This is a genomic window from Pseudomonas sp. P5_B3 (assembly GCF_056400405.1).
In genome coordinates, this window is sequence record NZ_JBFULI010000016.1 from 67,012 (window position 1) to 80,245 (window position 13,234).

Below are 13,234 nucleotides of genomic sequence, written 5' to 3' on the forward strand. Positions count from 1 at the left end.
GCTGGCCGGCGTGTACATCGCCGTTTGGGCCCTTGAGAAAACTATTCATGAAGAAGCTGTGTTTGCTGGGCCTGTTCGTCAGCCTGGCCAGTCATAACGTATTGGCCGCCACGACGCCCGCACCCCTGGAGAACAAGGAAGCCTTCGTCAGCAACCTGATGAAGCAAATGACCCTCGATGAAAAAATCGGCCAACTGCGCCTGATCAGCATCGGCCCGGAAATGCCGCGCGAAATGATCCGCAAGGAAATCGCGGCGGGCAACATCGGCGGTACGTTCAACTCGATCACCCGCCCGGAAAACCGGCCGATGCAGGACGCGGCCATGCGCAGCCGCCTGAAGATCCCGATGTTCTTCGCCTACGACGTGATCCACGGCCACCGCACCATTTTCCCGATCCCGCTGGCCCTGGCCTCGAGCTGGGACATGGACGCCATCGGCCTGTCCGGGCGTATTGCCGCCAAGGAAGCCGCGGCTGACAGCCTCGACGTCACCTTCGCGCCGATGGTCGACATCTCCCGCGATCCGCGCTGGGGGCGTACTTCCGAAGGCTTCGGCGAAGACACCTACCTGGTGTCGCGCATAGCCGGCGTGATGGTCAAGGCGTTTCAGGGGACTGGTGCGAACGCGGCCGACAGCATCATGGCCAGCGTCAAGCACTTCGCCCTGTACGGCGCGGTCGAGGGTGGCCGCGACTACAACATCGTCGACATGAGCCCGGTCAAGATGTACCAGGACTACCTGCCGCCGTACCGTGCCGCCATCGATGCCGGCGCTGGCGGAGTCATGGTTGCGCTGAACTCGATCAACGGCGTGCCGGCCACCGCCAACACCTGGCTGATGAACGACCTGCTGCGCAAGGAGTGGGGCTTCAAGGGCCTGGCGGTCAGCGACCACGGGGCGATATTCGAGCTGATCAAGCACGGCGTTGCCGCCGACGGTCGCGAAGCGGCGAAGCTGGCAATCAAGGCCGGCATCCACATGAGCATGAACGACACCCTGTACGGCAAAGAGCTGCCAGGGCTGCTGAAGTCCGGCGAAATCCAGCAGAGCGACATCGACAACGCCGTGCGTGCGGTACTGGGCGCCAAGTACGACATGGGCCTGTTCAAGGACCCGTACCTGCGCATCGGCAAGGCCGAGGATGACCCGGTCGACACCTACGCCGACAGCCGCCTGCATCGCGCCGAGGCCCGTGATGTGGCACGCCGCAGCCAGGTGCTGCTGAAAAACCGCAACGAAACCCTGCCGCTGAAGAAGACCGCGAAAATCGCCCTGGTCGGTCCGCTGGCCAAGGCGCCCATCGACATGATGGGCAGCTGGGCCGCTGCCGGTCGCCCTGCTCAATCGGTGACCTTGTTCGATGGCATGACCGCCGCGCTGGGCGATAAATCGACACTGATCTACGCCCGTGGCGCCAACATCACCAGCGACCCGAAAATCCTCGGTTACCTGAACTTCCTCAACTTCGACGCCCCGGAAGTGGTGGATGACCCGCGCCCGGCCAAGGTGCTGATCGACGAAGCGGTGAAAGCGGCCAAGGATGCCGATGTGGTCGTTGCCGCCGTCGGCGAATCCCGTGGCATGTCCCACGAATCGTCGAGCCGCACCGACCTGAACATCCCGGAAAACCAGCGCGAGCTGATCCGTGCCCTGAAAGCCACCGGTAAACCGCTGGTGCTGGTGTTGATGAACGGCCGCCCACTGACGATCCTCGAAGAGAAAGAGCAGGCTGACGCGATCCTGGAAACCTGGTTCACCGGCACCGAAGGCGGCAACGCCATCGCCGATGTGCTCTTCGGCGACTACAACCCGTCGGGCAAACTGCCGATCAGTATCCCGCGTTCGGTCGGCCAGATTCCGACCTACTACAACCACCTGACCATTGGCCGGCCGTTCACTCCGGGCAAACCGGGCAACTACACCTCGCAATATTTCGATGACACCACAGGCCCCCTGTACCCGTTCGGCTATGGCCTGAGCTACACCGAGTTCAGCCTGAGCGACATGGCCCTGTCGTCGACCACACTGAACAAGACCGGCAAGCTCGACGCCAGCGTCACGGTGAAAAACACCGGCAAGCGCGACGGCGAAACCGTGGTGCAGTTGTACATCCAGGACGTGGCCGGCTCGATGATCCGCCCGATCAAGGAACTGAAGAATTTCCAGAAAGTAATGGTCAAGGCTGGCGAGCAGAAAGTCGTGCACTTCACCATCACCGAGGACGACCTGAAGTTCTACAACACCCAGCTCAAATACGCGGCGGAACCGGGCAAGTTCAACGTGCAGATTGGCCTGGATTCAGTGGACGTGACGCAGCAGAGTTTTGAGTTGCTCTAATCCCTGAAACACCGCAAAAACCTGTAGGAGCGAGCCTGCTCGCGATGACGCCATAACATTCAACATCATTGTTGACTGTCAGGCCGCCATCGCGAGCAGGTCGGGTCGCCGCACCGTCGCTCCTACAGTGGTTTCAGGGTGTTTGAAAGTTTGGGTTCAACCCCTTCGATCCAGCAGATTCACCACCACCCGATCCACCCATCCCCACACCCGCTGCTTGACCCGCCGCCACAATGGCCGGCGCTTCCACTCCTCCAGACTGACTTGCTGGCTCAGGGCGAAGTCGTGCTCGAAACTCGCCGCCACCGACCGGGTCAACCCGGGGTCCAGCGCTTCCAGGTTGGCTTCCAGGTTGAAGCGCAGGTTCCAGTGATCGAAGTTGCACGAGCCGATGCTCACCCAGTCATCGATCAGGACCATTTTCAGGTGCAGGAAACACGGTTGGTACTCGAAGATCTTCACCCCGGCCTTGAGCAGTCGCGGGTAGTAACGATGCCCGGCGTAGCGCACGGACGGGTGATCGGTACGGGGGCCGGTCAGCAGCAACCGCACATCGACGCCCCGGGCAGCCGCCCGGCGCAGGGAACGGCGGACTTTCCAGGTCGGCAAAAAGTACGGCGTGGCCAGCCAGATTCGTCGTTGGCCGCTGTTCAACGCGCGCACCAGCGATTGCAGAATGTCCCGGTGTTGACGGGCGTCGGCATAGGCCACCCGGCCCATGCCCTCGCCCATGGACGGCACCCGTGGCAGGCGCGGCAAGCCGAAATGCGAGGCCGGTCGCCAGGCGCGACGATGGCGGTTGGCGATCCACTGGCGATCGAACAGCAACTGCCAGTCGAGCACCAGCGGCCCGGTGATTTCCACCATCACCTCATGCCATTCGCTGACGTCTTCCCCCGGGGTCCAGAACTCATCGGTGACACCGGTGCCGCCGACGACCGCCAGGCTCTGATCCACCAGCAACAATTTGCGGTGATCGCGGTAGAAGTTGCCGACCCAACGCCGCCAGCTCAGGCGATTGTAAAAACGCAGCTCCACGCCGGCAGCCGTCAGCCGCTGACGCAAGGTCAGGGTGAAGGCGAGGCTGCCATAGTCATCGAACAGGCAGCGCACTCGCACCCCGCGCTCGGCGGCCTGCACCAATGCCTGGACCATGGCTTCGGCGCAGGCGCCCGCTTCCACCAGATACAGCTCCAGCTCGACCTGTTCTTCGGCGCGGGCAATCGCCACCAGCATGCGCGGGAAAAACTGCGGACCATCGACCAGCAGTTCGAAGTGGTTGCCTTCACGCCAGGGAAAAATCGCTCCGGCCATGTCAGCGCGCCGTGAAAATCAGCACCGCACCCACCGGCACCGACAGACTGATCGCCGACAGGCCGGCCATTTTGCGCAACGTTTCCAGACCAGGTGCCAGATCGAAATCCTCGGCGTTGATCACCAGCGGTTCTAGGGTCACCACTTGAAAGCGTCGGTCATCGAGACGGGTCGCCAGCAGTTCGGCGGGGTATTCGTGTTGTTTGCCGTGCAGGTCCACCATCAGCGGCAGGCGCAATTCCAGCTGCGCGCCGGGAGCGAGGTCGTTGATCGGGCGCAGATCGATTTTCGTGGTGATCACGGCGTCGGGAAACCGGTCGATCTGGAACAGTTCCTTGCGCATGCGCTCATCGCGCAACGGGATGCCGCTGTTGATCGATTCCAGCTCGACTTCCACCTGCGCCAGTCCCTCGGGATCGACCTTGCCGTGCAACACCAGAAAGCGCTGCACTTCGGAAACATTGGCGTTTTTGGTGCTGACGAATGACAGACGCGAGGACTCACCATCCAGGTACCAATCGGCGCGGGCCGACAACGCGGCACCGGCCAGCAGCAGGAAAGCAAGGGATTGAAGGGTGGAGCGCTTGAACATAGAGACTCGTGGGGCAGATAAACCTGTGCTGAACCTTAACTGGCCTTCAGCGCATTGCAAGCCGTCTATTACGCCAAACCTGCTTTTGTGGCGAGGGAACTTGCTCCCTCGCCACAAAAGCCCTCCCCTCACCCAGGAACTTCATTGTGATCATGGCTCCAAGCGACAGCCCTGTCGCTCCCCCATCCACACGGCGCTGTTGCTGCGGCCCATGCCGCTGACCGTGACACGCTTGCCGGCAGCGTCATCGGTAAAGCCGCTGGCGGGCAGCCACTGCTTCACATAGCGGTGGCAATACTCGGTGTCGTTACCCATCACATAGCGGCACGAGCAATATTCCTTGGCGGTGTAAGCGCTGATGATGTCGGGGAACGCCCACAGCGCCACCCGCTCGTGCCAGATCCAGCCGAGCAAGGCGATCAGCAGGATCAACAATAGGGAACTGGCCGGTCGACGACGAATGAAACCGGTCATGGCTGCACCTTCCCGGCAAAGACCTTGAGCGCGAGTTGGAGCAGTTGGTTGTGCCGGTAGCTGCCGTCGCGGTCATCGCCATAGCGGACGATCACCAGGTGTTCGCTGGGGATCACATACATTGCCTGCCCCCAATGACCCAATGCGGCGAATGTGTCGGCGGGGGCATCGGGCCAGGCTCGTGCCGCGCCCTCGACGGCTCGATTGAGCCACCATTGGCCGCCGGGGACGGCATCGTCTTCGTGTGCGTGATAGTGAGCGAAGGGCTCGCGGTTGAACGCCACCCAATCCTTGGGCAGTAACTGCTTGTCTCCCCAACGACCCTCGCGGGCCATCAACAGACCGACCCGGGCCAGGTCCCGTGCAGTGAGGTAGGCATAGGACGACGCGACGAAAGTGCCCGTGGCATCGGTCTCCCAGATCGCGTGACGAATGCCCAGCGGTTCGAACAATGCAGTCCACGGAAAGTCGGGATAACGGCCGGGACCGACGATGGTTTTCAACGCGGCGGACAGCAGATTGCTGTCGCCGCTGGAGTAGCGAAACGTCTGGCCTGGCGCCGCATAAGCATCATGGGCCGCGGTAAATGCGGCCATGTCGTGGCGACCACGGGTGTAGAGCATGGCCACCACCGAAGACTTCAGCGGTGCGTATTCGTAGTCTTCCTGCCAGTCCAGGCCCGAGGCCCAGTGCAGCAGGTCGGCCATGGTCATGTCGGGGTGTTTATGCAGGGGCGGATAAAACTTCGCCACCGGGTCGCCGAGCTTGAACAAGCCTTCGCCATAGGCCACGCCGAGGACCGTAGCCATCAGGCTTTTACTGATCGACCAGATCAGGTGCGGTGTCTCGGCCGTCGTCGGACCGGCGTAGCGTTCGTAGAGCAACTGGCCGTCGCGAATCACCAGCAAGGCATCGGTGCGAATGCCCTGGCGAGTGGTGTCATCGCGGGATGGGAAGGCATAGGCCTCCAGGGCCTGAAGCGCCGGACCGGTCGGTGTCGGGGCGGTCGGCCATTGCTCGGCGGGCCAGTTTTCGGCCCGGGCCGTGAAGCTGAACAACAGCAGGAAAATCAGGGACAAGCCTTTGGACATGGCGGGGGCTCGGAGATTGAACTTGCTGAGCCTAGTCGAGCTTGATGACAATTCAGAAGTTCATGTTGCCAATCAGGCCGCCATCGCGAGCAAGCTCGCTCCCACAGGTTTAGTGTCCTAACTGATTTTGTGTGTGCCAGAGCCCCCTGTGGGAGCGGGCTTGCCCGCGATGAGGCCAGTCAATTCAACGAAAATTCCGCCAACGCCTTGGCCAACCGCTTGCCCCGAGCCCCCGCCGCCAACTCCATCACCGCCTGATCCCGCTGCCACATCACCGCCCACTCCACAGGCCCTCCAGCCAACGCCTCATTGACCTCAGCCTTGAGCCCTTCGAACTGTGCAAACAACCCGCCAAGCAACACATGCCCGGCCGGATGGGTCGGTGGCTGGCGGCTGGTTTCCGCGCACCCCGCCAACAACCCCAGCAACCGCAGTTGCAAGCCTTGCGGCCAAGCACATTCCTGGCCGACGCCATACAACCACGCCGTCATGGCGCTCAGCACATAGATGTCTTCCAGGGTGCGGAACGGTTTGACGTAGGCGTCCCAGCCATCCCCGGCGAGCAATTCACACAGTGCGTTATCCAGAAACAACCGGCCATGACTGATGTCCGGCATCAACGGGATCGGCGCCAGTTTTTCCACCCGCACACCCGGCTCACCACGATGGATCACCGCCAGGCTCAAGCGTGGATCGGTGCCAGGCTCCTCGCTGCGCGCCGCCACCAGTAGCCAGTCGGCGGCATCGCCGGCGGTGACGAAATCCTTGCGTCCGCTCAGGCGCAAACCGCTCAGTCGGGTTTGCATGTCGGCCGGGCGCAGGCTGCGCTGTTCGGTGGCGCACAGCGCGCCGAGGCTCAGCGGCGCACTCGGCCAGAGCATGCGCAAGGCCGCTTGATACCCCACCAGAAACGCCAGCCCCGGCGTCGCCATCAACCGCCCGCCAAGCACGGCCAATTCGAACGGTGTGACCGTGCCCAACTGCTGCAACAAGGTCGCGAAACCTTCAGCCAGATCCGGGTTGGCGGGCAAGCGATCACGGCGGTTCAACAGGGATTGCCAGGGCATAAGAGGCTCCTCGAGGGCTGTCATATAAGCATCACCAAAGCTTAATGGCGATGACACCGGGGCTACATAGCCTGACTTTGCCAGACAAAGAAAGTCGATTCGCTGTAGCCCAAAGACGGGTGAGCAGCCCGCACGGAGATTCGCCATGACTCAGATCGCCCGCATCAGCGACACCGGCAACGAACGCCGCCTGCAAGCCGAACGCCTGGTGGGCGCCGAGGCATTGCAGGAGGCCCAGGCCTTGCGCTTCAACGTGTTCAGCGGTGAGTTCAACGCCAGGCTGAAAGGCGCGGAACTGGGTCTGGACATGGATGACTACGACGTTCACTGCGCCCACATCGGCGTGCGTGACTTGAACACCGGGCGTCTGGTGGCGACCACCCGTTTGCTCGACCACACGGCTGCCAGCAGCCTGGGCAAATTCTACAGCGAAGAAGAATTCAGCCTCCACGGCCTGGTGCACCTGCAAGGCCCGATCCTGGAAATCGGTCGCACCTGCGTCGACCCGGCCTACCGCAACGGCGGCACCATCGCCGTGCTCTGGGGCGAACTGGCTGAAGTCCTGAACCAGGGCGGCTACAGCTACCTGATGGGTTGCGCGAGCATTCCGATGCAGGATGGCGGCGTGCAAGCCCACGCGATCATGCAGCGTCTGCGCGAACGCTACCTGTGCACCGAACATCTGCGTGCCGAGCCGAAAAACCCGCTGCCAAACCTGGACATCCCGTCGAACGTGATTGCCGAAATGCCACCGTTGCTCAAGGCCTACATGCGCCTGGGCGCGAAGATCTGCGGCGAGCCATGCTGGGACGAAGACTTCCAGGTCGCCGACGTGTTCATCCTGCTCAAGCGCGACGAACTCTGCCCGCGCTACGCCAAACACTTCAAGGCGGCTGTGTAATGAGCCGGTTGCGGGTGTACGCGCGAATCGCGCGAGTGCTGTTGGTGGTGACGCTGGGCCTGGGCATGGCCAGCGTGTTCGGGGTGTTCGAGCGCCTGGGCCTGGCCCATTCGATGGCGCGTCGCCAGCGCTGGTCGCGGTTCTTCATGGCCCGCCTGAGCAACGCTCTGCCCTTTGACGTGACCGTTCACGGCGAACTGCCGAAGGCCCCGATGCTCTGGGTCAGCAACCACGTGTCCTGGACCGACATCCCGCTGCTGGGCATGCTCACGCCGCTGTCGTTCCTGTCCAAGGCCGAAGTGCGCACCTGGCCAGTAGCCGGCTGGTTGGCGGCCAAGGCCGGCAGCCTGTTTATCCGCCGTGGCTCGGGTGACAGCCAGTTGATCCGCAAGCAGATGACCCGCCACCTGGAACAAGCCTACCCACTGCTGATGTTCCCGGAAGGCACCACCACCGATGGTCGTTCGCTGCGTACCTTCCATGGTCGCCTGCTGTCCGCCGCCATCGATTCCGAAGTGGCGCTGCAGCCGGTGGCGATTCGTTATGTGCGTGACGGCGAGCCTTGCGCGCTGGCGCCGTTCATTGGCGACGATGATCTGCTCTCGCACTTGATGCGCCTGTTCAGCAATGACCGTGGCGGTGTGGAGATTCACTTGCTGAAGCCAATCGCTTGCGAAGGTCGGGAACGTGCTGCACTGGCGTTCGAAGCGCAGCAGGCGGTGCAGAAGGTGTTGTTTGGCGCTGTTGTTGAACCTCAGCGAGCACCGATGCGCCCCGCAATTGCAGCGTAAGCACATAGCCCCTGTAGGAGCGAGCCTGCTCGCGATAGCGGCTTAACATTCAACGATGATGCTGAATGACAGACCGCAATCGCGAGCAGGCTCGCTCCTACAGTGGTTTTATGTTGTTGGATAGTTCCGGGCAAATGCCTGCAGTTGCGGGTAGAACAACCTGAAGTCCTCGCTCAACGGTTCATACAACCGCCGCAATTCCTGCATCGCTGCCGCCAGCTCTTCCGGCCGGGTCAGGCGCCGCGAGATCCCGCGCAACACCTGCTCCAGCACTTCGAATTCCTGATACGACCCCAACCAGTCATTGGCCACCATGTGCGGCGCAATCTTCGCCAGCCGCTCCGGCAGTTGTCGTTCGCTGGACAAAACCTGGTAAACGTCCGAGGTAAACAACGCCAGAGGCCGGTCGGCATACAGCGTCCAGTCCCGGGCCAGGCAATGGTCGAAAAACACGTCGAGCACGATCCCCGCGTAGCGTCGACGGGTCAGGGAGAAACGCGACAACGCGACGTCCACCAGCGGATGGCGATCAGTGAACACGTCGATGCTGCGGTGCAGTTGGATGGCCCCCTCGATTTCCGGAGCGAACTGCCCTTGCAGCCGTCCCTTGACGAAATCGCCATACAGACTGCCGAGCAATTGACCGGGACGCTGACCACCGAGGTGAAGATGTGCGAGATAGTTCATGGGCGCAGCTTAGCACTGCCCCCTTGTCTTGTTACACTCAACATATCGTTATAACTCGATATACCGAAATGTGAGCGGATGAGAGCAAAATCATATTTGTATATCGCGAAATACCGATTTAAAGTTCGCCTCATCGCGATATAGCGTTTTAAACATCACGAGCCCACATCATGACCATGAATCTCGACGAAATAATAAAAGCCCTGGCACACCCGGTACGGCGAGAAATCCTGCACTGGCTCAAGGACCCGACCGTCGAATTTCCCGACCAGTCCCACAGTAACGAGCACGGCGTCTGCGCCGGGCAGATCGATCAACGTTGTGGCCTGTCGCAGTCCACGGTGTCCGCACACCTGGCAACCCTGCAACGCGCCGGCCTGATCAGCAGCCGCAAAGTCGGCCAGTGGCATTTTTTCAAACGCAACGAGGAAACCATTCAGGAGTTCCTCAAAACCTTCAGTAAAGAGCTCTGACCCTTAACGTCAGCCAGCCAAAAGGAAATACCCATGCCCCTCTCGCTACTCATCCTGGCCTTGAGCGCTTTCGCTATCGGCACCACCGAGTTCGTCATCATGGGCCTGCTGCCCAACGTGGCAGCCGACCTCGGTGTGTCGATTCCTGGTGCCGGCTGGCTGGTGACCGGTTACGCCCTGGGCGTGGCCATCGGCGCACCATTCATGGCGCTGGCCACCGCCCGACTGCCGCGCAAGGCCGCCCTGGTAGCGTTGATGGGCATCTTCATTGTCGGCAACCTGCTCTGCGCAGTGGCCGGCGACTACGATGTGCTGATGTTCGCCCGTGTGGTCACCGCCCTGTGCCACGGCGCCTTCTTCGGTATCGGTTCAGTGGTAGCCGCCGGCCTGGTGCCTGCGAACAAACGCGCTTCGGCCGTGGCCCTGATGTTCACCGGCCTGACCCTGGCCAACGTCCTCGGCGTACCGCTGGGCACCGCCCTCGGTCAGGAAGCTGGCTGGCGCTCGACCTTCTGGGCCGTGACCGTGATTGGTGTGATTGCACTTATAGGCTTGATCCGCTTCCTGCCGGCCAAGCGTGATGAAGAAAAACTCGACATGCGCGCCGAACTGGCCGCACTCAAGGGCGGCGGCATCTGGCTGTCCCTGAGCATGACCGCGCTGTTTGCCGCCTCGGTGTTCACCCTGTTCACCTATGTCGCGCCGCTGCTGGGCGAAGTCACCGGCGTCTCGCCCCGTGGCGTGACCTGGACCCTGATGCTCATCGGCCTGGGCCTGACGGTCGGCAACATCATCGGCGGCAAGCTGGCCGACAAAGGCATGGCTGCGACGCTGATCGGCGTGTTCATCACCATGGCCGTGGTGTCCACCGTGCTGACCTGGACCAGCGTCGCGCTGATCCCGACCGAAATCACCCTGTTCCTCTGGGCCACCGCGTGCTTCGCCGCCGTACCGGCGCTGCAAGTGAACGTGGTGACCTTCGGCAACGCCGCACCGAACCTGGTGTCGACCCTGAATATCGGCGCTTTCAACATCGGCAACGCCCTGGGTGCCTGGGTCGGCGGCAGTGTCATCGCCCACGGCTTCGGCCTGACCAGCGTGCCGCTCGCCGCAGCCGCACTGGCGGTACTCGCCCTGCTGGTGACCCTGATTACTTTCCGTCAGAGCGGCAATCCCGATCTGGCCCCTGCTACCAACTGATCAACCATTACCTCACGAGGGTTGCTTTAAATGACGACTATTTTCGATCCGATCAAACTGGGCGACCTCGAGTTGGCCAACCGCATCATTATGGCACCGCTGACCCGCTGCCGCGCCGATGAAGGCCGCGTACCCAACGCGCTGATGGCCGAGTACTACGTACAACGCGCCTCCGCCGGCCTGATCCTCAGCGAAGCCACATCGGTGACGCCGATGGGCGTCGGCTACCCGGACACCCCGGGCATCTGGTCCAACGATCAGGTGCGTGGCTGGTCCAACGTGACCAAGGCAATCCACGGCGCGGGCGGCAAGATCTTCCTGCAACTGTGGCACGTGGGTCGCATTTCCCACGGTTTGTACCTGAACGGTGAAGCCCCGGTCGCGCCGAGCGCCATCCAGCCCAAGGGCCACGTCAGCCTGGTTCGTCCGTTGGCCGACTTCCCTGTCCCGCGCGCCCTGGAAACCGMTGAAATCGCTGACATCGTCGACGCTTACCGCGTCGGAGCCGAGAACGCCAAGGCGGCCGGCTTCGACGGTGTGGAAATCCATGCCGCCAACGGTTACCTGCTCGACCAGTTCCTGCAAAGCAGCACCAACCAGCGCACTGACAACTACGGCGGCTCCCTGGAGAACCGTGCCCGCCTGCTGCTGGAAGTGACCGACGCGGCGATCGAAATCTGGGGCGCCGGCCGTGTGGGTGTGCATCTGTCACCACGCGCCGACCTGCATGACATGGGCGACGACAACCTGGCCGAAACCTTCACCTACGTCGCTCGCGAACTGGGCAAGCGTGGCATTGCCTTCATCTGCTCCCGTGAGAAAGAAGGTGCCGACAGCCTCGGTCCGCAACTGAAGGAGGCCTTTGGCGGCCCATACATTGCCAACGAGCGTTTCACCAGGGACAGCGCCAACGCGTTGCTCGCCAGCGGCAAGGCCGATGCGGTCGCCTTCGGTGTACCGTTCATTGCCAACCCTGACCTGCCAGCGCGTTTGCAGGCTGACGCGCCGCTGAACGAAGCGCGTCCGGAGCTGTTCTACGCCAAAGGCCCGGTCGGTTACATCGACTACCCATCGCTGTAATCAGCAACCGTTGAAACGCAAAAGCCCCGACTCGAAAGAACCGGGGCTTTTTAATATTTGACGGTTTGACACTATCCACTGTGGGAGCGAGCTTGCTCGCGATGGCGGCGTAACCATCAACGAAGACGTCAACTGACACACCGCYATCGCGAGCAAGCTCGCTCCCACAGGGGCCGCGATCATCGGCAGGTGCTCACAGACTCGACACAAATTCCCTACAAAATACTGAGCTTGCTACCTGTCAACCTGCCGAGCGTGAGTATATAAAAGCACCCCATTGTCGAAGAGCGCGTGAAGAACTGTTCATCTGCGGCCTCAACGGTTGACACACAAGGCGCTAATTACGCATTTTGCTTTATTTACGCAGGCTGGGGCTGAAGCGCAACAAATCCAGCCCCGTATCGACCCAACGCTCGGCTTCGGTGTGCAATTCAAAACTGTCGGGGGCCAGCAACCACTGGTACAGAATGCCGTCTATATAAGCATGCAAGCTGATCGCGGCGCGGGCGGTGTCGAGGTTTTCCGGCAACTGGCCGCGATTCACGGCATTTCTCAGGGCCAGGCCGATCCGTACATTGCATTCGAGGCTGGCTGACACGCGCTGCTGGCGCAGGTCGCACATTTCATCGGTGAATTCGCACTTATGATAAAGAATCTCATTGATGCGGCGGGTTTTCGGGTCCAGCGCAATTTGATGAAACAAATGAATCAACAGTTTGCGCATGCAGCCCAGGGGATCCAGTTCGTCTTCGCTCTCGCTGGCCTTGGCCATTTCTTCCAGCGGCTCATGCAAGGTGTCGAGCATGGCCTGTACCAGATCCGCCTTGTTGCTGAAGTGCCAGTAAATGGCCCCTCGAGTGACACCGGCCAGGGTCGCGATGTCCGCCAGGGTCGTGCGCGCCACACCTCGCTCGAAAAAGGCCTTTTCGGCCGCCTCGAGAATTTGTGCGCGGGTTTCCTGAGCTTCCTCTTTGGTACGACGGACCATGGCAGTACAACCTCAATCAGGGTGCTTCAGCGATGTCTGAATATCAGCTGAATAAAAGTGGGGCGAACGTTCTGGGGGGCGTCCCGGGCCTGCATTTCCAACCTTTCAACGGCTTGTGTAACGGCGTTGATACGCAGCCCGGGTATTTACAAACAGCCATGTACGTAAGTATATTCATTAGCAAGCTACTTATCCACTCGGTAACCACTTTTCAACCTTCCACCTTTCTAGTGCGCT

At 61.5% G+C, this 13,234-nt stretch carries 13 protein-coding genes; 6 read left to right on the plus strand and 7 right to left on the minus strand.

What is annotated here, in order from left to right; translation table 11 throughout:
* Positions 1–47 precede the first annotated feature (47 nt).
* The gene (gene bglX, locus AC1DRN_RS12310) at positions 48–2,339 is read left to right on the plus strand and encodes a beta-glucosidase BglX (RefSeq protein ID WP_457266124.1); all 2,292 of its coding nucleotides are present in this window, start codon (positions 48–50) and stop codon (positions 2,337–2,339) included.
* A gap of 156 nt (positions 2,340–2,495) precedes the next feature.
* Here the strand turns inward: bglX and AC1DRN_RS12315 are convergent, their stop codons facing one another.
* From AC1DRN_RS12315 to AC1DRN_RS12335, 5 genes are all read right to left on the minus strand, one after another.
* Positions 2,496–3,653 carry a phospholipase D-like domain-containing protein gene (locus AC1DRN_RS12315; RefSeq protein WP_223463822.1) on the minus strand — a complete coding sequence of 386 codons (1,158 nt, stop codon included), beginning with the start codon at positions 3,651–3,653 and terminating at the stop codon, positions 2,496–2,498.
* 1 nt (position 3,654) lies between these two features.
* Entirely contained in the window at positions 3,655–4,245 is a 591-nt protein-coding gene (locus AC1DRN_RS12320) for a YceI family protein (RefSeq protein ID WP_223463821.1), read from the minus strand.
* 150 nt (positions 4,246–4,395) lie between these two features.
* A complete protein-coding gene (locus AC1DRN_RS12325) occupies positions 4,396–4,719 on the minus strand; it encodes an amidase (protein WP_223463820.1) in 324 nt (107 codons plus the stop codon).
* Complete coding sequence (locus tag AC1DRN_RS12330) at positions 4,716–5,810, minus strand: serine hydrolase domain-containing protein (RefSeq protein ID WP_223463819.1); 1,095 nt, start codon at positions 5,808–5,810, stop codon at positions 4,716–4,718. Before AC1DRN_RS12330 ends, AC1DRN_RS12325 begins: the two co-directional genes overlap by 4 nt.
* 179 nt (positions 5,811–5,989) lie before the next feature.
* Positions 5,990–6,877 carry an acyl-CoA dehydrogenase family protein gene (locus AC1DRN_RS12335; RefSeq protein ID WP_223463818.1) on the minus strand — a complete coding sequence of 296 codons (888 nt, stop codon included), beginning with the start codon at positions 6,875–6,877 and terminating at the stop codon, positions 5,990–5,992.
* A 145-nt stretch (positions 6,878–7,022) separates the two neighbouring features.
* On the opposite strand from AC1DRN_RS12335, the gene olsB reads away from it, so the two are divergent.
* Together olsB and AC1DRN_RS12345 are read left to right on the plus strand one after the other, a co-directional pair.
* Entirely contained in the window at positions 7,023–7,778 is a 756-nt protein-coding gene (gene olsB, locus AC1DRN_RS12340) for an L-ornithine N(alpha)-acyltransferase (RefSeq protein ID WP_223463817.1), read from the plus strand.
* Positions 7,778–8,569, plus strand: a complete 792-nt coding sequence (locus AC1DRN_RS12345) for a lysophospholipid acyltransferase family protein (protein WP_223463816.1) — start codon at positions 7,778–7,780, stop codon at positions 8,567–8,569. The genes olsB and AC1DRN_RS12345 overlap by 1 nt, the downstream gene beginning before the upstream one ends.
* A gap of 108 nt (positions 8,570–8,677) precedes the next feature.
* Here the strand turns inward: AC1DRN_RS12345 and AC1DRN_RS12350 are convergent, their stop codons facing one another.
* The gene (locus AC1DRN_RS12350; protein ID WP_223463815.1) at positions 8,678–9,256 is read right to left on the minus strand and encodes an acyl carrier protein phosphodiesterase; all 579 of its coding nucleotides are present in this window, start codon (positions 9,254–9,256) and stop codon (positions 8,678–8,680) included.
* Positions 9,257–9,426: 170 nt separating this feature from the next.
* Between AC1DRN_RS12350 and AC1DRN_RS12355 the strand changes: the two genes are divergently transcribed.
* From AC1DRN_RS12355 to AC1DRN_RS12365, 3 genes are read left to right on the plus strand one after another with little or no spacing between them, the layout of a single operon-like run.
* On the plus strand, positions 9,427–9,729 hold the full coding sequence (locus tag AC1DRN_RS12355) for an ArsR/SmtB family transcription factor (protein ID WP_223463814.1): 303 nt from the start codon (positions 9,427–9,429) through the stop codon (positions 9,727–9,729).
* 33 nt (positions 9,730–9,762) lie between these two features.
* Positions 9,763–10,929 (plus strand): MFS transporter, encoded by a 1,167-nt coding sequence (locus tag AC1DRN_RS12360; protein WP_223463813.1) that lies wholly within the window; start codon positions 9,763–9,765, stop codon positions 10,927–10,929.
* 30 nt (positions 10,930–10,959) lie between these two features.
* A complete protein-coding gene (locus AC1DRN_RS12365; protein ID WP_477786722.1) occupies positions 10,960–12,009 on the plus strand; it encodes an alkene reductase in 1,050 nt (349 codons plus the stop codon).
* A gap of 355 nt (positions 12,010–12,364) precedes the next feature.
* Here AC1DRN_RS12365 and emhR read toward each other — a convergent pair whose 3' ends face one another.
* Entirely contained in the window at positions 12,365–12,997 is a 633-nt protein-coding gene (gene emhR, locus AC1DRN_RS12370; RefSeq protein ID WP_223463811.1) for an efflux system transcriptional repressor EmhR, read from the minus strand.
* Between the last annotated feature and the right edge of the window lie 237 nt (positions 12,998–13,234).